The following is a 20,111-nucleotide window of genomic DNA, read 5'->3' on the forward strand; positions in this document are numbered from 1 at the left end:
CGCTCGGGAGGCTGGGGGCGCTGAGTGCGCTGAGTGCGCGGTGGGCCGGCCGGAGCTCCTGGCTCACCGCCGGCCGGGCGGTCGAGCGGGTACTCGGGTGTCGTCACGGTGGCACGCTACCCGAACGCGGCGTGCCGCACCTCGCCGGTCTTCGGCCGGGATCGGAGCGGATTTCCAGCCGGTTCAGGCTCTTGACCCAGTCCGTCACCGGGTGGATAGTGCCCTTGCTTGAGCGGTTTACCTCCCTCGGCGGCACCACCCGGAATGCGCACAGGCAATCAGCAGACTGGACTACAAGGAGATGTCAATGAACGACAGTCCGCAGCTCACCCGCCGCCGCTTGCTGCGCGACGCCGGTCTCGCCGTCGCCGTCCTCGGGACGTCATCGGCGGTGGTCCGGGCCCAGGCGGGCACCTCGGCCGCAGCGGCCGCGGGTGCCGCGGCCCCGGCCGCCACCAAGTCCGGTCCGATCACGACCGCCTACGTCGAGGTCAACACCAACAGCATCACCAGCGCTGGGAACTACACGCTGGCCTCGAACGGGGCCAACGTGTTCGACATCGCCATCATCTTCGCCGCGAACATCAACTACGACGGCACCAAAGCCACCCTGTATTTCAATCCGCAGGTGCAGGCGGTGCTGGACAACGCCGCGACCGAGATCGCGCCGCTGCAGGCCAAGGGAATCAAGGTCCTGCTGTCCATCCTCGGAAACCACCAGGGCGCCGGCTTCGCCAACTTCCCCGATCAGGCGAGCGCGGCGGCGTTCGCCACGCTGTTGTCCAACGCCGTGACCACCTACGGCCTCGACGGCATCGACTTCGACGACGAATACGCCGACTACGGCACGAACGGCACCGGACAGCCGAACGCGTGGTCGTTCCCGTACCTGGTCCAGGCGTTGCGCAACGATCTGCCGAACAAGATCATCTCCCTGTACTACATCGGCCCGGCCTCGACCTCGCTGTCCTACAACGGGATCAACGTCGGCAGCCTGATCAACTACAGCTGGAACCCCTACTACGGCACGTGGGGGGTGCCGGGCGTGCCCGGCATGACGAAGGCGCAGCTCGCCCCGGCGGCGATAGACATTCAGAACACGGACTCGTCGACCGCGACCAGCCTGGCGCAGCAGACCGTGAGCAACGGCTACGGGGTCTTCAACACCTACAACCTGCCCGACACGGACGCCAGCGCGTACATCTCGTCCTTCACCCAGGCGCTGTACGGCAGCGCCGCCCTCTACAAGAGCAGCGGGGGCGGAGGCGGCACGGCGACGTACAACAACACAGGCATCGCCAGCGACGGCTCGACGGGACCGAACTTCGACGGCGTCGGCTGGGCCTACTCATCCCAGGCACTCGCCTCCGCCGGCATCAGTCCGGGCTCCCGGATCACCGCGTCGGGGAAGACCTTCACCTGGCCGAACGTGGCCGCCGGGACACCGGACAACTACCAGGCCGCAGGCCAGACGGTCGCGATAACGGGAGCGGGCACCTCCGGCAGCATCGCCTTCCTGGGCGCCGCCACCAACGGACCCTCCACCGGGACCGCGAAGGTGAACTTCACCGACGGCACGAGCCAGAACGTGACCCTGTCGTTCTCGGACTGGACGCTCAACGGCGGCAGCGCCTCGGTCCAGTCGGGCAACACGGTCGCGATCAGCACTGCCTACCGCGACACCACCTCCGGCGGCCGCGACGGCGTCGCCACCAAGGTGTTCGCCACCAGCGCCATCTCCCTGCACGCGGGGAAGACGGTCAAGAGCGTCACCCTGCCGAGCTCTGCCAACCAGGGCCAGTTGCACGTGTTCGCCATCACCGCATAGCGATGGCCCGTTGCGGCCGACTCCCGACACGAAGTCGGCCGCAACGGTACACCGTTCGGACGATCACGAGGCTGTGATCACTCCCATCGGCGGGACGAGGCCCGCGGCGCCGGCCGGCCGCCAACTGACGTCTCCGCGGGTGTGCGGTGGGACGCCGAAGTGGCCGGGGACGCCCGGGGCGGTGCCGCAGTAGACGTCGACCTCGTCGGCGCTCGCCGTCACCGCGACCGGACTGCCGTCCTTCGCGAAGCCGGCCGGGCTCAGCGTCACAGCGTTCTTCCATCCATCGGCCGTGTCGGTCTGGAGGTCGATGGCTGTGCCGCCCTGCGCGATGTACGAGACGTCGGTGCCCAGGCTGCTGCTCACGGCTGCGAGTGCGGCGCCCTCGGGGATCTTCGCCACCGCCCACGGGACCGGCGTCGGGTCGGCCCGCAGGCCCGCTCCCTCGGCGACTTGGGCCAGGACAACCTGGCCGGCGCGGTTGGAATAGAAGAGTGTCACGCTGCCGTCGGTCGCCGACACGGTTGCCGCGATGCCGCCACCCGGGAGCGAGGCCCCGTTTGCGGTGAGCGCCGTGTCGCTCCAGTCGCCGTCCGGGGCGCGCCAGGTGGCGTGGACGGCTCCGTCGACGTCGACCGCGAACACGCCGATCTCGCCGTCCGCCAGGCCGGTCGCGGCGATGGTGCCGCCGGGGACGTGCCCGGTGCCCGGCAGCGGCTCGGCGTTGATCGGCGGGGGAGGGCCTCCGGGGACGTCGCACGGGTGGTGGATCTCCGACTCGACGTGGACGTCGGACCATTGGCCCTGGCCGTCGGAGAACACGAGCATCGTGGCGTTCGGGGTGACCGCCACTGTCACAGGGGTGCCGGGCTTCAGGAGATTCGCTACGGTCATGCGCCACAGGGATCTGCAACCACCCCAGATCGCACCGTCGTCGCCGACGAAGAAGGCGACCGGTGTTCCGTCCGACATACGGGCCGAGGTGATCGGTGCTCCGGGCGGAGCCGTCATCCTGGTGCCCACCGGGACGGCCGGCAGCCAAGTCCCGTCGACGTTGCGGCCGTAGCCGTAAACGGTGCCGTTCGACGCCACGAAATAGGCGTTCGCCGGTGGCTTCGCCGCCGCCGGTCGCGCGGCCGGTTCCGCGGCTGCCGCCGACAGCGGTGCCGCCACGATTCCGAGGGCCGCGAGAAACGCCGCCGCCCTGATCCGCCATCGCTTGCGATTCTGTGATGTTCCCCCGGTCACTGTGCCGCTCCCCCCTTGAAAGATCTCTGATACACCGAGCCGGGCCATGCTGGCACCGCGCTCTGCATAACGTCTGGATGCCTTTGCCGCCGCTGGTTGAAGCGTCGGCACCGGCGCCAGTATCGTCCCGTCCTGGGGTGACAGCCTTGGACGCGGCAACAGACCAGGAACTTGCCGTCAGAGTGCTCGGCCCGCTGCGGGCGTTCGCCGGGGACCGCGAGATCGAGCTCGGCCCGCCGCTGCAGCGCGCCTTGTTCGCCGTACTCGCTTTCCGCAGCAACCACGTCGTCTATCGGGCCGAGCTCATCGACGCGCTGTGGGGCGAGGAACTGCCCACCCGGCCCGAGGGCGGCGTCCATACCTATGTCGCAGGGCTGCGCCGGGCCTTCGAACCCGGGCGCGGGCATCGCTCGCCCGGACGCGTCATCGAGTCGCGCGGGTCCGGCTATCTGCTGCGGGCCGCGTCCGACGCGATAGACCTCGCGCGCTTCGAGCGGTGCGTCGAGACGGCCCGAACGGCCGTGGGCACCGGCGCTCTCGCGGAGGCGGAACGCCACTACGACGAGGCGCTCGGGCTCTTCGACGGCGCCGCGCTCGGCGGCGTGCCGGGACCGTTCGCCGCCACCCAGCGGGACCGGCTCGCCGAGGTGCGGCTCGGCGTGGTCGAGGACCGGATCGACGTGGTCCTGGCGCGGGGCCGGCACGCGGCGGTGATCGGCGACCTGCGGACCATGACCAGGGAGTACCCCCTGCGGGAGCGCGCCTGGTCGCAACTCATGCTCGCCTTCTACCGCGCGGGCCGCCAGGCCGACGCCCTCGCGGCCTTCGACCGGGCCCGCGAGGCGTGCGCCCGCGATCTCGGCCTCGACCCCGGACCGGCTCTGCGGGAACTGCGACAGAGGATCCTCGTCGCCGACCCCGCTTTGACGCTTGAGACGCGTGTTGAGGCGACAGTGCGAGCGCCCGCCGCTGCTCGTCGAAACCTTCCTCGGGACATCGAGGGCTTCATCGGGCGGGACCAGGAGATGATCAGGGTACTGAGCTCGATCGACCGTCCCGGCGGTCGAGCGGACCGGAGGCCGGCGACCGGGGCAGTTCCGGGATCGGTCCCGCCCCTGCGGGTCTTCGCGATCGACGGCATGGCGGGCGTGGGCAAGACCTCCCTCGCCGTCCGTCTGGCGCACCGTCTGGCCGACGACTATCCCGACGGCCAGCTCTACCTCGACCTGCACGCGCACACCGTCGGCCAGGAGCCGCTGACCGCCGCGACCGCGCTCGACAGACTGCTGCGCGCGGTCGGGGTACCCGGGGACCGGATACCGGTCGAGGCGGAGGAGCGGGCCGCGACGTGGCGGGCCGAGCTCGCCGATCGCCGGATGCTGCTGGTGCTCGACAACGCCTCCGGCGCGGCCCAGGTGCGGCCGCTGCTGCCGGGCACGGCCGGGTCGCTCGTCCTCATCACGGCCCGCCGGCGGCTGCCCGGCCTGCAGGACTGCGAGTTCCTCAGCCTCGACGTGCTGCCCGCCGCCGAGGCCGCGACCCTGTTCGCGCTCGCCGCCGGCGACGTCCGACCGGCCGCCGAGCCGGAGGCGACGGCGGCCGTCGTGCGGATCTGTGGCAACCTCCCGCTGGCCGTCCAGATCGCCGGCGCCCGGCTGCGCCACCGCGCGGCCTGGAGCATCGCGCACCTGCTCGACCGGCTCGGCGACGAGGACCGCCGGCTGGCGGAGCTGCGCGTCGAGGACCGGAGTGTCGCCGCGGCGTTCGGCCTCTCCTACCAATCGCAGACCCCTGATCGGCAGCGGATCTTCCGTCTGCTCGGCCTGTTCCCGGGGCCGGAGTTCACGGTGCGGGCCGCCGCGGCGCTCGCCGGGGCGGATGTCCGGGACACCGACGAAGCACTCGAAGATCTCGTCGACGCCCATCTGCTCGACCAGTCCAGGGCCGGACGCTACCGCTTCCACGACCTGCTCGGCGTCTTCGCGGCCCGGCAGTGCCGTGCGCAGGAGAGCGAGTCGGCCAGGCGGGCCGCGATGGAGCGGCTGCTCGACTTCTACGTGCTCACCGTGGACAACGCCGAGGAACTGATCCGGCCGCACCGCCTGGACCGGGCCGACCGACCCCCCGACGACCGCTCGGCACATCGGTTCGACGACCGCGCCGCGGCGCTCGCCTGGCTCGACGCGGAGCGCGCCGGCCTGGTCCCGCTGGTGCGCGCGGCGGGTGAGTACGGACTCGATCATCAGGGCTGGCAGATAGCCCGCTACCTGTGGGGCTTCTTCGAGACCAGGCGCCTGTGGGCCGACTGGGTCGCGTGCTACGAGTTGGCTCTGCCTTGCGCCCGCCGGGCCGGCGACCCGTTGGCCGAGGCCAGGATTCTGGTGGGCCTCGGCGCCTGCTGTCACGATCTGCGCGAGTACGCCGAGGCGATCGGCCACTATCGCAGGGCTCTGGATCTGATGCGCCAGATCGGTTTCCGCAGCGGGGAGGCCGGAGTGCTGACCAACCTCGGCAACAGTTACCGGCGGCTGGGGGAGATGGGGGAGAGCATCACCTGCCTGGAGCAGTCGCTGGAGATCTTCCGGGAGTCCGGCGACCGGGCGGGTACCGGGATCGCGCTGGCGAATCTGGGGGAACGCTATCGGGACGCGGGCCGGTTCGAGGAGAGCATCGCCTGTCAGCGACAGGCTTTGGAGATCTTTCAGGATCTCGGAAGCCGGGGGATGGAGGGCAACGTGCTCGACAACCTGGCCCGCACGTACCAGTCCATGGGCCGTTATGAGGAGGCGTTGCAGCGCTGCGAGGAGGCCCTGGCCGCGCGGCGCGACACCGCGGATCGCTACGGCGAGGCCGAGACCCTCGACTGTCTCGGACACATTCATCAGGCCATCGGCAGGACGGTCGAGGCGCGGCGGCAGTGGAGCCGGGCCCTGGACCTGTTCGACGAGCTCGACGCGCCGGCCGCCGCGGACGTTCGTGCACAGCTCGCGGGCCTGGCCAGGAACGGGTAGGTGTCCCGTTCCCGGCCAGGTCGTCGGCACGGCGCCCGGTTCCGCTTCCGCCGACGTGTCGTAGGAGCTCCAGGGGTATCGGCCTCCGGACCGCTACCGCTTACTGCGCGGCTGCGGTGACCGTGCCCGCGACCACCGATCCGAGGGCCGGCTGGGTGTAGACCGGTCCGCCGGGTCCGATGTGGATGTGGCCGGGCGGGGTCCCGCAGTAGATGACGTCGATGTCGTCGCCGCCGAGGCCGGCCACGCCGACCGAGCTGCCCGCGATGCCGAACCCGGAGCCGCTGACCTGCTTGGGCACCTGCCATTGCCCGTTGACGGTGCCGGCGACGAACAGGGCGCCCGTTGAGGAGATGTAAGCGACCTGAGTCGTCCCGTCGGCGGCCGACAGGGCCCCGATGTGGGCCTTCCACGGTGCCGGCTCGGGGTCGCCGGGCAGCGCTACCGGCTGGTCGGACAGGCCGCCGGTCGCCGGATGCTCGACGTTGACGTGCCCGTCGCGCCCGGCGTAGAAGATCGAGGTGGCGCCCGGCGTCGGCGAGGCGGCGTTCGGGCTCGCGGCGTTCAGGCTCGCGGCCGCAGCGCGGATTCCCGCGCCGGCAGCCGAGTTCACCGTTGCGCCCAGGCCTGCGCCGGGGGCCGCGATGCCGGTAGCGGTGAGCTGGGCCTCCTGCCACTGCCCGGCGGCCGTGCCCCACAGCGCGTGGACCGCGCCGTCGTTGCCGGCTTGGAAGACGCCGACTTCGCCGTCGGTGTATCCGACGGTCGCGAAGTCGCCGCCCACGGTCCACCACTTCGGGTGCGGTCCGGGGCCCCACCAGTGGACGCCGGTGCCGCACATCGGGGGGTCGTCGTCGGTGGCGGAGTTGAAGCCGCCGGCGGACTCGACGGTCAGGTGGACCTCTCGGCCGATGAGCGTGGCCGACACCGGGGCGCCGGCCGTCGCGAACCCGGATCCCGTGACGGCCGCATAGGATCCCCGAACCGCGCCGCAGGACTCGTACACGGCCCCGTCGACGCCGACGTAGTAGGCGAGGAGACGTCCCGAGGGCCCACGAACCGCGGTCACCGGCGCCCCGGCCGGCGCACTCTTGGCCGGAGTCATGGGCACCGCCTTGGACCAGACCCCGTCGCTGTTGCTGCCGAAGACGTCGAGACTGCCGTCCGCACCGACGAAGTACGCGGCGCGCTGGAACCCCGACGCCGCCTGCGCGGCCTGCGCGAACGGCAGCACGCTCAGGAAGGTCACGGCGCCGGCTGTCGCGAGCGCCGCCGACCGCCGCCGCGACGAACGGGTCGACGAGAACAGGTTGATCATGGGCATCCCCCTTGGAATGAAGCCGTCGAGCCGATGCTCGCCGACCGCTCTCCAGGCCCTCTGGACACGGTCTGGACGCGCGATGCGGCTGCCCACTCTGAACGGATGTGCCAGTCAAGAAATCAAGAACTGAGATGACAGAAAGTTGTGTCATCTCAGTCATAGCTGTAGTGTCAGTGATGTGCCCAACGACGCCGAACTGATCTTCGCCGACCACGCGGGTCGCTTCTACGCCCGTCAGTACGGCTTTCCGCCGATGGCGGGCAGGCTTCTCGGCTACCTCATCGTTTGTGATCCGCCGCAGCAGACGATCGCGGGGCTGGCCGAGGCGCTCATGGCGAGCCGGAGCGCCATCACCGGCGCGATCCAGCTTTTGGAGGCCTACCAGCTCCTGAAGCGGTCGCGGACGGCCGGTGAGCGGGTCGACCACTTCAGCATCGATCCGGCTCGGATCGAGCCCAAGGGCTTTGACGCCACCATCCATCGTGAGCAGGCGGAGCTGATGCGGGAGGGCTTGGCTCTGCTGCCTGACGACTCGTCGATCCGGCGGGCGGTCCTGGAAGAGCTCGCCGCCCTGGCCGACTTCCTTTCCGAGCGGCTTCCCGAACTGCGCGACGAGTGGCGGGTGCGCCGTGACAAGTTGCGCGCCGAAGGGAAGCTTCCTGACATGCCGGAGCAGAACCCGCTTGGAGGGCGGCCGCGCCAGGGTCCGAAGCCGGCCTAGAGCGCCGCCGCCCAGAGGCACACCTCGATCGCAAGGCCTGCAACGTAGCCCCGGTTCGGAGACTTTCCCGCCGCGGGCCGATGAAACACGTCCCAGACCAGGAAACGAGGAACTGTGACCACCGCGTCATCTCCGCCGACGATCGTGGTGAACGGGCTGCGTAAGTCCTTCGCCAAGCACGTCGTCCTGGACGGCATAGACCTGAACGTCCAAGCCGGCACCATCTTCTCGCTGCTCGGGCCGAACGGCTCCGGGAAGACGACGACGGTGCGGATCCTGTCGACCCTGATTCCCGCCGACGGCGGCGAGGTCATCATCGCCGGGCACGACCTGAAGACCGACCCCGACGGGGTGCGCCGCTCGATCGCGGTCACCGGCCAGTTCTCGGCCGTCGACAAGCTGCTCACCGGCCGGGAGAACCTGCTGCTGATGGCCCGGATGAACCGGCTGCCCAAGCCGGAGATCCGCAGCCGGGCCGATGAGCTGCTGGAGCGGTTCGATCTGGTCGACGCCGCCGACAAGTACGCCGTCACCTACTCCGGGGGCATGAAGCGGCGGCTGGACCTGGCGATGAGCCTGGTCGGGCGGCCGGGGATCATCTTCCTGGACGAGCCGACCACCGGGCTGGACCCGCGCAGCCGCCGCACCCTGTGGGAGATCGTGCGGGAGTTGGCCGCGGACGGGATGACCATCTTCCTGACCACCCAGCTGCTGGAGGAGGCCGACCAGCTCGCCGACCAGATCGCCGTGCTCAACCACGGCAAGCTGGTGGCCGAGGGCACGCCGGACCAGCTCAAGAGCATGATCCTGGGCGGCCACATCACGCTGCGGTTCGCCGACCAGCAGCAGCTGGACGCGGCCGCCGCGGCGGTGGCCGACGGCACGCCGGACACCGAGAAGCTGAGCCTGCAGGTGCCCAGCGACGGGCGCGTCGAGGAGCTGCGCTCCCTGCTGGACCGCTTGAGCGGGCTGTCCATCACGGTCGACAAGCTCGCGATCCACACCCCGGACCTGGACGACGTCTTCTTCGCCCTCACCGGCACCGAGGTACCGCAGCAGCCTGACGAAGACGCGCGGCACAGCGGTGTGGCGCCGGAGAACGCGACAGCGGGGAAGTGACGAAGCCGTGAGTGCCCTCAACTACGCGTTCACCGACGTACGCACACAGACCGGCCGTGTGCTCAAGCACACCGCGCGGAACCCGTCCACTCTGATCATGACGATCCTGCTGCCGCTGATCGTCCTGCTGTTGTTCAACTACGGCTTCGGCGGCGCGCTGAACACCCACGGTGTCAAGTACATCGACTACGTCGTGCCCGGCATCATCCTGATGGGCGCCGGCTACTCGGCCAGTGCCACCGCCACCGCTGTGAACAGCGACATGAGCGAGGGCATCATCGACCGGTTCCGCACGATGGCCGTCCACCGGTCCTCGGTGCTGTCGGGGCATGTCATCGGCAGTACACTACGCACCTTCACCGGCATCGCCCTGGTGGTGGTGATCGCGCTGCCAATCGGCTTCCGGCCGACGTCCAATCCCCTGCGCTGGCTCGCCGCCGTCGGCATCATCCTGCTGATGCTGTACGCGGTGGCGTGGCTCTCGGCGGCGATCGGGCTGGGAGCGCCGAACGCCTCCGGCGCGGCGAGCACGGCCTCGCTGCTGTCGATGCTGCCGTTCCTGTCCGGGGCCTTCGTGCCGACCAGCACCATGCCCGGCTGGCTGCAGGCCTTCACCTCGAACCAGCCGATGACCCACATCGAGGACACCCTGCGCGGCCTGATGATGGACACCCCGGTCGGCGACCACGCCTGGATCTCGCTGGTCTGGCTCGCGGGTATCGCCCTGGTCGGCTACCTCTGGTCGCGGTCGCTGTTCAACAAGAAGACCGCGGCGTAGGCCGGTGGAAGCACAAGAAGACCGGGCCGACTCCGTTCGGCCCGGTCTTCTTGGTGCCCGATCAGGCTCCTGCGACGGCGGGGATCCAGAACATGCCGCCGCGAGCTCCTCCGTGTTGGGGGATATGTGTTTCGGCTGCCGCTTTTATCGGCGGCCCTGCTTGATGTGTGGGTGTGGGTGTGGGTGTGGGTGGCTGGGGTGTGGTGGGTGCGGTTTGTTGGTGGATTTTAGGAGCTTTTTACGGCTTCGCACGAGTTTAAGAAGGATCCGCTGGGTGGCGCAGTTCGGTGGTGTGCCTGGCGTGGCGTTGGCGGCTGGCGGTGTTCGTGTGCACGACCGCGCGCGGGTCCGAGTCACTGCGCACGCGTTTGGTCTGGCGGGTGGCGGCCGCGTTTGGTGGGTGCCAAGAGTCAAAGACAGGGCCTCCGGCGGCGCCTGCGCGGCGAGCGGCACTCGCTCCGGGGAGGGGGGGTCGCGCTGTTTGCCGGCGGACGCTGCTTGTGGTCGCCTCTGTCCCGGGTTCCCCGTCACGTCGTCGCCTCACGGAAGCAGACCGGCCAGCCGGTATCAAGCCGGATCGCTGTTGCTGTGGTGCTGTCGCGTTCGGCTTGACACCGGCTGTCCGGTCAGCGTGGCTACGCCCGCCGACGCGACGGGGAACCCGGGACAACCCCGCCTGCGGGAAAGGTTCCCGCACCTCCGGCTCGACGGCTCACCGCCACCTGTGGCCACCCAGTGGACCCCGTCCACACCACAGGCGGGGTTGTCCCGGATCCCTCAGAGTCTGGAGTGCCCCCGCCGGAGGCGCCTGCTCTTGACTTCAGGCGCCCACCAAACGCGGCCGCCGCCCGCCTACCTGACGCGTGCGCAGTGACTCGGACCCGCGCGCGATCGTGCCCAGCACCACCGCCAGCCGCCAACGCGACGCCAGGCACACCACCGAACTGCGCCACCCAGCGGATCCTTCTTAAACCAGTGCGAAGCCGTAAGAAAACGCCCTTGACTGTCAACCCACAAACAAACCGCACCCGCCACCAGCACCCACACACAGGTCAGCAGCGCCGTTTCTATCCTGCCGGAAAGTCAGGGCGAGATCGCCCGGGACTGCGTGGCCGCCCAGCTGGCGAGAAGTTTGAGCTGGTCTTCGGACGCGGTGCCGGGTTCGGCTGTGTAGGTGATCAGAGTGTGCTCGGCTCGGCCGGACAGGGGCAGGTCGAGGGACTGGAAGGTCAGTTCCAAGTGGCCGACGTCGGGGTGCTGGAGCCGTTTCACGCCGTCGTGGCGGATCAGGACGTTGTGCGCGGCCCATACGCTGCGGAACTCGGGGCTGAGGGTGCACAGCTCGCCGATGAGTTCGCGCAGGGCCCGGTCGTGGGGCTCGCGTGCGGCCTCGGCGCGCAGCAGGGCGGCGGTGGCGTTGCCGGCGGCGTCCCAGTCGACGAAGAAGTCGCGTGCGCTGGCGTCGAGGAAGATGTAGCGGGCGATGTTGGGGCGGCCGCGGCGGTCGGCGGTGGTGCTGTCGAACATCGGTGCGTGCAGGGCTCGGGCCAGCGGGTTGGCGGCGACGACGTCCGTGCGGCCGTTGCGGACGAACGCCGAGGACATCGTCATGGAGTCGAGCAGCCACTGAACCCGGGGCGGGACCTCGACGTCCCTGCGGCGCGACGGCGTGCGGCTCTTGGGCCGCGACGACCGGGCCAGGTCGAACAGGTAGGTGCGCTCGTCGTCGTCCAGGTGCAGGGCGCGAGCGACAGCGTCCAGGACCTCGTCGGACACGCCGCCGATGTGGCCCTTCTCCAGCCGCGTGTACCACTCCGTGCTCACGCCGGCCAGGACGGCGACTTCCTCACGCCGCAGTCTGGCGACCCGGCGTCGGGTGCTGGTCGGCAGTCCCGCCTGCGCCGGGGTGATCTTGGCGCGGCGGCTGGCAAGGAAGTGCCGGATCTCCTCGCGGTTTCCGGGCTGCTGGTCCATGTCTTTCACGGTAGCCGCTGGTCACGGCGCGAGGGGGGTCGAGGTCGTACCCCCTATAAAGGCGACCTTCTCCGGCGGCGGCGATCGGGGTCTGCTGGAGGCCGAACGACAAGCAACGGAGGTAGGGGACATGGCGAGCAAGACGCTGACCGTGCCGGCGGTGGCGCTGGGCACGTGGGCCTGGGGAGACAGCGGCGAGGTGGGCGACGGCTATTTCGGCAGCCGGCTGACCGCGTCCGGCCTGCGAGAGGTCGTCGACAAGGCGCAGTCGAACGGGTTCACCCTGTGGGACACCGCGGTGGTGTACGGCATGGGCCACTCGGAGACCGTCCTGGCTCAGGCGCTGAAGGGTTACGCCCGCAGCGAGTATCAGCTGTCGACGAAGTTCACCCCGCAGATCGCGGGCGACGGCGACGATCCGGTCGCGGACATGCTGGAGCAGAGCCTGGACCGGATGGGCACGGACTATGTGGATCTGTACTGGATCCACAATCCTGCCGACGTGGCCCGCTGGACGCCGCTTCTGATTCCGCAGCTGCGCAGCGGCAGGATCAAGCACGTCGGCGTCTCGAACCACAACCTCAAGGAGATCGTTCTCGCCGATCAGATCCTCGGCGAGGCGGGCTTCCGCGTGGAGGCGGTCCAGAACCACTTCAGCCTCCTGTACCGGAGCTCTGAGCGCGCGGGCATTCTTGACCACTGCCGCGAGAACGACGTGCGGTTCTTCTCCTACATGGTCCTTGAGCAAGGGGCGCTGACCGGCAGGTACAGCCCGGCCCGTCCGCTGCCGGAGGGCAGCAGCCGGGCGGCCGTGTACAACGGCATCCTGCCCCAGCTGCAGGCGCTGACGGACCGGATGGCGGCGATCGGCGAGGACCGAGGCGCGTCCGCCGCCGACATCGCTACCGCCTGGGCCATCGCCAAGGGGACCACCCCGATCATCGGGGTCACGAAGGCTGGCCATCTCGACGGTCTGGTCCGAGCTCACGGCATCGCGCTCGCCGACGAGGAGATCGCCGAGCTGGAGGCGCTGGCGGATGCCGCCAACGTCGACACGCGCGGCAGCTGGGAGCACGCCATGTAGCAGTTGCTGGCTGTTGGTTACTGGTCGCCAGCCTCAAGATCCTTGCCAACGGAGACTCGGCGGCGTCAGGATGCCGTGGACGGCGAGGAGGCCCGGCGCGGGCACGGCCCCCGGATGCGGAAGGCGTGCGATCGGCGATGAAGGCGCATCTCGGGGCCAGCTTGGGCCGGGTCGTCGAAGACCTGGGCAGCACCTTGCTTGAGGTGGTGTGCGGCGATGCGGGCTCGGAGACAGAGGTCGGCGGTGTCGTCATCTACGATCCGCTGGAGGAGCAGGCGTCGTGCCTGGACGCGCTGGTGCTCGGGGTGGGGGTGCGGGGGCCGGAGCAGATCGCCGCGCTGCTGGCCGATCCCGTCATGGTCGGCGCGGCCGCGTTGGTGGTTCGGGCGCCGGTCGTCGCTGATCAGGTCGTCAAGGACGCGTCCTCACGCTCCGGCGTGACCGTGCTGGCGCTGACGCCGGGGGCGACGTGGGCGCAGTTGGCGGCCATGGTCAGGTCGCTGATCGCGGAGGGCGACGTCGGCGAGGTGGGCACGCCGACGATGTTCGGGACGCCGGCGGGCGACTTGTTCGCCCTCGCGAACGCCATCGCGGCGTTGCTGGACGCGCCGATCACCATCGAGGACCGGGGCAACCGGGTGCTGGCGTTCTCCGGGCGCCAGGACGAGGCCGACGCCTCGCGGGTGGCGACCATCCTGGGCCGGCAGGTTCCTGAGCAGTACACGCGCATCCTTGAGGAACGCGGTGTCTACCAGGCTCTGTACCGCAGCGAGGAACCAGTGTTCGTCGATCCTCTGCCGGACCTGATCGGTCACGGCGAGATGCCCAGGGCCGCGCTGGTGGTGCGGGCCGGCGACGAGATCCTCGGCACGATCTGGGCCGCCGTGCGGGCGCCGCTGTCGGCCGAGCGCGCACAGGCGCTCCGCGACGCGGCCAAGCTCGTCGCCCTGCACATGATGCGGCTGCGCGCGGGGGCCGACGTCGGGCGGCGGCTGCACGCCGACCTGGTCGCCACCGCGCTGGAGTCCGGGCCCGGCGCGGCGCAGGCGGTCGCGCGCCTCGGGCTGGCCGAGCGGGCCGCGGTGGTCGTCGCCCTCGACGTCGTCGGCGCTCCCGGCGAGCCGTCCACGGTGCGGCGCGCGGACCTGGTCGCCGAACGTCAACGCGTGGCCGACGCGTTCGCGGTGCACCTGACCGCCGTCCATCCGCGCTCGGCCGTGGCCGTCGTCGGCGACGTGGTGTACGCCATCGTGCCGGTGCCGCAGCAGAGCGCCGACGGCGCGCAGCGCGTCGCCGCGGTGGCTCAGGAGTTCCTACGGCGCATCGGGATCCGGCACGGGCTCATCGTCGGCATCGGCGAGATCGGCACCGGCCACAGTGAACTGAGTCGGTCGCGAGCCGGCGCGCACCGGGCCCTCAACGTATTGCGGAAACGGGACGGCGCCGAGTCCTGTGTGGCCTTGATCGGCGACGTTCAGCTCCAAGCGCTGCTGGCCGAGATGGCCGAGACCATCACCGAGCGAGGCGACGCCCTTGGCGGCCCGGTCGCGCGCCTGACCGACTACGACTCCCGGCATCGCACCCGCCTGGTCGCCACGCTGCGGGCGTGGCTGGAAGCGTTCGGCGACGTGAACGCCGCTGCCGCGACGCAGTACGTCCATCCGAACACCTTCCGGTACCGGCTGCGCCGCGTCGCCGAGATCGGCCAGATCGATCTGCAGGACGCCGACGCCCGGTTCGCGGCCATGCTGCACCTCCGACTGCAGCCCTCCGGGCGGCCGACGACCCAGGACGACCCGGACGTGTAGTCCGCGATCTTCGTCCTTCTCTACAGATTCCGTCGCGCGGCCTCATCCGCCCGGACGAAGCTTCGGCCCGACCGGCAGACATAGCCTCGGCACACCGATCCATGAACGGAATCAATCGGCGGAAGCGACCGCCAGAGACGGATGACGCATCATGATCTCGACTCGACGTTCGGTCCTCAAAGCGGGACTGGCCGGTCTCATCGTTGCCCAGGGCTCCGTGGCCTTCGCCGGCACGGGCCAGAAACAGACCTTCGACCAGTGGCTGCGCGAGTTCGAGGCGAGCATTCCGGCCCGGTTGGCGGCCGCCCACGTCGCAGGGGTCGAAGTCGCGATCGTCTCCAAGAACGCCCCGACCCCCTACGCGGCGGCCTTCGGCTACGCCGACATCGCCGCGAACCGGTTGCTGACCCCGGACACGCCCATGCATCTGGCGTCGGTCAGCAAGCTGTTCACCGCCTCGGCCCTGGTCCAGCTGTTTGAGCGCTGCGGTCTGGACCGGCACGCCGACGTCAACGACTTCATCGACTTCCCGGTGCGCAACCCGCACTACCCGAACGTGCCGATCACTCCGCACCAGCTGGTCACCCACACCTCCAGCATCTCGGACGACAACTACGTGGGCTTCGACACCGTCGGGGACCCGACGGAGAGCCTGTCGGACTTCCTCCGCGGCTACCTCGTGCCGGGTGGCAAGCACTACGCACCGAACAAGTCGTATCTGCCCAAGCACAAGCCGGCCACGTATTTCAGCTACTCCGACGTAGGCATGGCCCTGGCCGGCTATGTCGTCGAGTGCGTCAGCGGACAGGACTTCACCGGCTACGCGCAGGCGAATCTGTTCGGGCCGCTCGGCATCACCGACGCACACTGGTACCTGCGGCAGTTCGCGCCGGGCGTACTGGCCGTGCCGTACGAGTACAAGAACGGCGCCCTGGCCGCGCTGCCTCAGATGAGCTACCCGGACGTCCCCTCCGGTGCGCTGCGCTGCTCGGTCACCGATCTGGCGACCAGCCTGCGCGCGATGATCGGCGGGGCGATCGGCACGCCCCCGATCCTGTCGGCCGCCGCCGTCGCCGACATGCTGCGTCCCCAAGTCAGCCCGAAGATCGTGCCCTACCAGGGGCTCGGCTGGGTCCAAGAGGTCGTGTCCGGACACCCGTACGTCGGCCACTCCGGCTCCGACATCGGGTTCGCCACCATGGTCGTCCTCACGGAAGACCAGAACCACGCCGTCGCCGTGCTGATCAACACCGACGAGGGCGACTGGTCGGCGGTCTCCGACTTCAGGGCCTCGGTCACGACGGATCTCGTCCACGGGGCGCAACTCCTGGGATGAGGGCATTGCTTCGCGCCGCCGGACCAGACAGCTCTGAGGAAGCGACACCATGACGACGATTCTGGAACCGGGCTCGGTGCCGGCGGCCGAGCCGGAAGCCCCGGCGCCGCTCGGCAAGGCCATCGAGGGCCGCTCCCCGGGCCGGATCGCACTGCGCCGGCTGAAGAAGGACAAGGTCGCGATGGCCGGCGGGGTGACTGTCGTCCTGCTCATCCTGATGGCGGTCTTCGCGCCACAACTGTGCTCGCTCACGGGCAACGATCCGTACACCACGCACACGGATCTGATCGACCCGAACCTGCAGATCCCCAGCGGCGGCTTCGGCGGGATGAGCTCCCGGCACCTCCTCGGCGTGGACGTGCCGACCGGCCGCGACCTGTTCGCCCGGGTCGTCTACGGCGCCCGGACCTCGCTCGGCATCGCCGGACTGGCCACCGTGATCGCCATCGCGATCGGGGTCGGCCTCGGGATGGTCGCCGGCTACTTCGGCGGCCTGATCGACTCGGTGATCAGCCGGACCATGGACGTGATGCTCGCGTTCCCGCTGTTCCTGTTCGCGATCTCGCTGTCCGGGGTGCTCGGCTACTCGTCCTTCGGACTGACCGGCAACGTGTTGCGGATCGTGGTGCTGATCGTCATCATCGGCTTCTTCTCCTGGCCGTACATCGGCCGCATCGTGCGCGGGCAGACCCTGGTGCTGCGCGAACGCGAATTCGTGGACGCGGCGCGCGCCCTGGGCGCCACTCCCGCGCGGATCATCCTCAGAGAGATCCTGCCCAACCTGACGGGCCCGATCCTGGTCTACGCGACGCTGCTCATCCCGTCGAACATCCTGTTCGAGGCGTCGCTGTCCTACCTGGGAGTCGGCATCCGCTCGCCGATGCCGTCCTGGGGCGAGATGGTCAACGAGGCCATCGCCCTGTACCAGGTCGACCCGGAGTTCCTGATCGTCCCCGGCTCGGCCATCTTCCTCACCGTGCTCGCCTTCAACCTGCTCGGTGACGGACTGCGCGACGCCTTCGATCCCAAGGCCGGTCGCTGACCGGGCGAGACCCGAACGAGAAGACAAGGGGTTCACACGCGTCATGCACAAGCCACGAATCGCCGCCTGCGCGGCGGCCACAGCGTTGGCGTTCGGCGCCGCAGCCTGCGGCGGCGGGTCCACCAGCAGTAACAGCGGCAGCAGCGGAGCCCATGCCTCGGCGGCATACAACGTCGGCGTGACCGGGATCGTGAACAAGTCCTCGGCCACCGCCCACGGCACGCTCCGGCTGGAGCAGTCCTCGGACCTGCAGTCCACCGACCCGGGCAACACCTACTTCGGAGCCGACTGGAACATGCTGCGGCTCTACACCCGCTCGCTGGTCACCTTCGCCGAGGGTCCCGGCCCGGTGAAGCTGGTCCCGGACCTGGCCACCGACCTGGGCACCATGAGCACGGACGGCCTGACCTGGACCTTCCACCTGGTCAAGGGCGCGACGTATACGGACGGCTCCCCGATCACCGCGCAGGACGTCGCCTACGGCATCGAGCGCTCGAACTGGGGCCAGGACGTCCTGCCCAACGGCCCGACCTACTTCAAGCAGCTGCTCACGGACACCACGAACTATCAGGGTCCGTACAAGGACAAGAACCCGGCCGACCATCCCTCGGGTATCGAGACGCCGGACGGCGGCACCATCGTCTTCCACCTGGTCAAGCCATTCGCAGACTTCGACGACGTGCTGACGCTGCCGTCGACCGCGCCGGTCCCGCGGGCCAAGGACACCGGCGCCACCTACTACGAGCACGTACTGTCCTCCGGCGCGTACACGTTCGACTCGTACGCCGTGGGCAAGGAACTGGACCTGTCGGCGTCGCCGAACTTCAACGCCGCCTCGGATCCGCTGCACCTGCACGTCGCGCGCGCCGCGAGGATCGTCGACAAGGTCGACGTCAGTGCGCAGACGGTCGATCAGGACCTGATGCACGGCGGCACCGACGTGGACCAGGGCGGCGTCGGCGTCCAGACCGCGACGCAGTCGCAGGTGCTGGGCAACGCCAAGCTCAAGGCCGAGGCCGACGACCCGATCACCGGGCTGCTGACCTACCTGACGATCAACACGAAGATCAAGCCCTTCGACAACATCGACTGCCGCAAGGCCGTGGAGTGGGCGATCGACAAGGCCGCGGTGCAGACCGCGTTCGGCGGCGGCATCGGTGGCGGCGACATCGCCACCACGGTGCTGCCCCCGACCGTGCCCGGCTACGTCCAGCAGGACCTGTACCCGACCCCGGGCCACACCGGCGACCTGGCCAAGGCCAGGGCCGAGATCGCGACCTGCAAGGCCGCCGAGCACGTCACCGACATCACCACCCAGATGGGTTACTACATCGACCAGCCGAAGGACAAGCCGGTCGCCGACGTCGTCCAGCAGAACCTGGCCGCCATCGGCATCACGGTGACCGAGGACGGCTTCAAGTACAGCCAGCTCTCGATCAAGGCCGGCAGCCAGTCCTACGTCACGCAGAACAACGAGGCGCTGTTCATCACCGCCTGGGCCGCCGACTTCCCGTCCGGGTACGGATTCCTGGACCAGATCGTCACCCCGGACGGCATCAAGTCGACCGGTGAGAGCAACTACTCCGAACTCGAAGACCCGGCCATCGATTCGCTGATGGCCACGGCGCTCAAGACCACCGACCCGGACGCCCGCAACGCGCTGTACGCCCAGATCGACCAGCAGGCGCTGAAGGACGCGGCACTGGTGCCGATGATCGACTCCCGGGCCCTGATGCTGCGCCCGCCGAACGTCACGAACGCCTATGTCGAGCAGGCCTACGGGATGTACGACTTCCAGGCTCTCGGCGTCCAGTGAGGGCCCTGACACCATGCTGACTTTCATCGTGCGGCGCTTGTTCGCCGTGGCCGGGCTGCTGCTCGTCGTCGCGCTCGTGACGATGGTCATCTTCTACGAGATGCCGCAGTGGGGAGGGCAGACACCGGCCACCATGGCGGTCCAGTACGTGGGCAAACAGCCCTCGCCCGCGGCGGTCCAAGGGGTGATCCACCGCTTCGGCTTCGACCGGTCGTTCCCGGTCCAGTACTTCGACTACCTCCGCACCGTCGTCACCGGCACCACGTTCAGCGACGGCACCAAGGACATCGCGTGCAAGGCCCCCTGCCTGGGCTACTCGTTCCGGAACTACCAACAGGTCTGGCCGACGATCCTGAGCGACTTGCCGGTCACCTTCTCCATCGCGGTGGGCGCCGGCGTCCTGTGGCTGTTCTTCGGCATCGCCTCGGGTCTGGCCTCGGCCGTGCGCAAGGGCTCGCTGCTCGACCGGGCGTCGATGGTCACCGCCCTGCTCGGCATCTCGCTGCCGGTCTACTTCCTCGCGCCGCTGCTGTCCCTGCCGCTGGCCTACCGGTGGTCGATCCTGCCCGCCCCGGGCAGCTACGTGGGCATCCTGTCCGACCCGGGCCAGTGGTTCCTGGACATGATCCTGCCCTGGACCTGTCTGGCCTTCGGCCTGGCCGCCCTCTACACCCGGCTGACCCGGGCCGGAATGCTCGACGTCCTGAGCGAGGACTTTGTGCGCACCGCGCGGGCCAAGGGCCTGTCCGAACGCCGCGTGATCTTCAAGCACGCGCTGCGGGCCGCGATCACCCCGATCATCACCATCTTCGGCATGGACTTCGCCACCGTGCTCGGCGGCGCGGTGCTGGTCGAGATCACCTTCTCCATGAAGGGGATCGGCTTCCTGGCCATCACCTCGATCCAGAACGGCGACTTCCCGATGATGATGGGCGTCACCCTGTTCGCGGCCGCGTTCATCGTGCTGGCCAACCTGCTGGTCGACGTCCTGTACGCGGTGGCAGACCCGCGGGTGCGGCTGTGAC

13 protein-coding genes and 1 pseudogene are annotated in these 20,111 nt (G+C 69.5%); 11 read left to right on the top strand and 3 right to left on the bottom strand.

Going from position 1 to position 20,111, the window contains the following annotated elements:
* Positions 1-307: 307 nt before the first annotated feature.
* Positions 308-1,246 (top strand): annotated as a pseudogene (locus ABH935_RS07400) (endo-beta-N-acetylglucosaminidase H); the annotation flags it as partial.
* Between the two features lie 645 nt (positions 1,247-1,891).
* On the opposite strand, the gene ABH935_RS07405 reads toward ABH935_RS07400, so the two are convergent.
* Complete coding sequence (locus ABH935_RS07405; RefSeq protein ID WP_370377033.1) at positions 1,892-3,001, bottom strand: hypothetical protein; 1,110 nt, start codon at positions 2,999-3,001, stop codon at positions 1,892-1,894.
* Between the two features lie 221 nt (positions 3,002-3,222).
* Between ABH935_RS07405 and ABH935_RS07410 the strand changes: the two genes are divergently transcribed.
* The gene (locus ABH935_RS07410; protein WP_370377034.1) at positions 3,223-6,087 is read left to right on the top strand and encodes a BTAD domain-containing putative transcriptional regulator; all 2,865 of its coding nucleotides are present in this window, start codon (positions 3,223-3,225) and stop codon (positions 6,085-6,087) included.
* 100 nt (positions 6,088-6,187) lie between these two features.
* Here ABH935_RS07410 and ABH935_RS07415 read toward each other — a convergent pair whose 3' ends face one another.
* Positions 6,188-7,405, bottom strand: coding sequence for a hypothetical protein (locus tag ABH935_RS07415; protein WP_370377035.1), 1,218 nt, complete (start codon positions 7,403-7,405; stop codon positions 6,188-6,190).
* A 181-nt stretch (positions 7,406-7,586) separates the two neighbouring features.
* Between ABH935_RS07415 and ABH935_RS07420 the strand changes: the two genes are divergently transcribed.
* The 3 genes from ABH935_RS07420 to ABH935_RS07430 all read left to right on the top strand — a co-directional run bounded on the left by ABH935_RS07420 (position 7,587) and on the right by ABH935_RS07430 (position 10,026).
* Positions 7,587-8,129, top strand: a complete 543-nt coding sequence (locus tag ABH935_RS07420; RefSeq protein WP_370377036.1) for a GbsR/MarR family transcriptional regulator — start codon at positions 7,587-7,589, stop codon at positions 8,127-8,129.
* Between the two features lie 114 nt (positions 8,130-8,243).
* Positions 8,244-9,248, top strand: a complete 1,005-nt coding sequence (locus ABH935_RS07425) for an ATP-binding cassette domain-containing protein (RefSeq protein ID WP_370377037.1) — start codon at positions 8,244-8,246, stop codon at positions 9,246-9,248.
* A 7-nt stretch (positions 9,249-9,255) separates the two neighbouring features.
* Positions 9,256-10,026: an ABC transporter permease gene (locus tag ABH935_RS07430; protein ID WP_370377038.1), complete on the top strand. Its 771-nt coding sequence runs from the start codon at positions 9,256-9,258 to the stop codon at positions 10,024-10,026.
* Positions 10,027-11,109: 1,083 nt separating this feature from the next.
* Here ABH935_RS07430 and ABH935_RS07435 read toward each other — a convergent pair.
* Entirely contained in the window at positions 11,110-12,000 is an 891-nt protein-coding gene (locus ABH935_RS07435) for a helix-turn-helix transcriptional regulator (RefSeq protein ID WP_370377039.1), read from the bottom strand.
* Positions 12,001-12,130: 130 nt separating this feature from the next.
* Here ABH935_RS07435 and ABH935_RS07440 point away from each other — a divergent pair, with 130 nt between their 5' ends.
* The 6 genes from ABH935_RS07440 (at position 12,131) to ABH935_RS07465 (ending at position 20,110) form a co-directional block, all read left to right on the top strand.
* A complete protein-coding gene (locus ABH935_RS07440) occupies positions 12,131-13,084 on the top strand; it encodes an aldo/keto reductase (RefSeq protein WP_370377040.1) in 954 nt (317 codons plus the stop codon).
* A 137-nt stretch (positions 13,085-13,221) separates the two neighbouring features.
* On the top strand, positions 13,222-14,892 hold the full coding sequence (locus ABH935_RS07445) for a PucR family transcriptional regulator (RefSeq protein WP_370377041.1): 1,671 nt from the start codon (positions 13,222-13,224) through the stop codon (positions 14,890-14,892).
* Between the two features lie 151 nt (positions 14,893-15,043).
* Positions 15,044-16,228, top strand: coding sequence for a serine hydrolase domain-containing protein (locus tag ABH935_RS07450; RefSeq protein ID WP_370377042.1), 1,185 nt, complete (start codon positions 15,044-15,046; stop codon positions 16,226-16,228).
* Positions 16,229-16,277: 49 nt separating this feature from the next.
* Entirely contained in the window at positions 16,278-17,270 is a 993-nt protein-coding gene (locus tag ABH935_RS07455) for an ABC transporter permease (protein ID WP_370377043.1), read from the top strand.
* A gap of 43 nt (positions 17,271-17,313) precedes the next feature.
* A complete protein-coding gene (locus ABH935_RS07460) occupies positions 17,314-19,086 on the top strand; it encodes an ABC transporter substrate-binding protein (protein ID WP_370377044.1) in 1,773 nt (590 codons plus the stop codon).
* Positions 19,087-19,099: 13 nt separating this feature from the next.
* On the top strand, positions 19,100-20,110 hold the full coding sequence (locus tag ABH935_RS07465; protein WP_370377045.1) for an ABC transporter permease: 1,011 nt from the start codon (positions 19,100-19,102) through the stop codon (positions 20,108-20,110).
* Position 20,111 lies beyond the last annotated feature (1 nt).

This window comes from Catenulispora sp. GAS73 (assembly GCF_041262085.1).
Classification (GTDB): domain Bacteria; phylum Actinomycetota; class Actinomycetes; order Streptomycetales; family Catenulisporaceae; genus Catenulispora.

Excerpts from the sequence above, each read along its gene's own strand:
- ABH935_RS07460 (WP_370377044.1), top strand. The coding sequence starts at position 17,314 with ATGCACAAGCCACGAATCGCCGCCTGCGCGGCGGCCACAGCGTTGGCG.
- ABH935_RS07455 (WP_370377043.1), top strand. The coding sequence starts at position 16,278 with ATGACGACGATTCTGGAACCGGGCTCGGTGCCGGCGGCCGAGCCGGAA.
- ABH935_RS07445 (WP_370377041.1), top strand. The coding sequence starts at position 13,222 with ATGAAGGCGCATCTCGGGGCCAGCTTGGGCCGGGTCGTCGAAGACCTG.
- ABH935_RS07440 (WP_370377040.1), top strand. The coding sequence starts at position 12,131 with ATGGCGAGCAAGACGCTGACCGTGCCGGCGGTGGCGCTGGGCACGTGG.
- ABH935_RS07465 (WP_370377045.1), top strand. The coding sequence starts at position 19,100 with ATGCTGACTTTCATCGTGCGGCGCTTGTTCGCCGTGGCCGGGCTGCTG.
- ABH935_RS07415 (WP_370377035.1), bottom strand. The coding sequence starts at position 7,405 with ATGATCAACCTGTTCTCGTCGACCCGTTCGTCGCGGCGGCGGTCGGCG.
- ABH935_RS07435 (WP_370377039.1), bottom strand. The coding sequence starts at position 12,000 with ATGGACCAGCAGCCCGGAAACCGCGAGGAGATCCGGCACTTCCTTGCC.
- ABH935_RS07450 (WP_370377042.1), top strand. The coding sequence starts at position 15,044 with ATGATCTCGACTCGACGTTCGGTCCTCAAAGCGGGACTGGCCGGTCTC.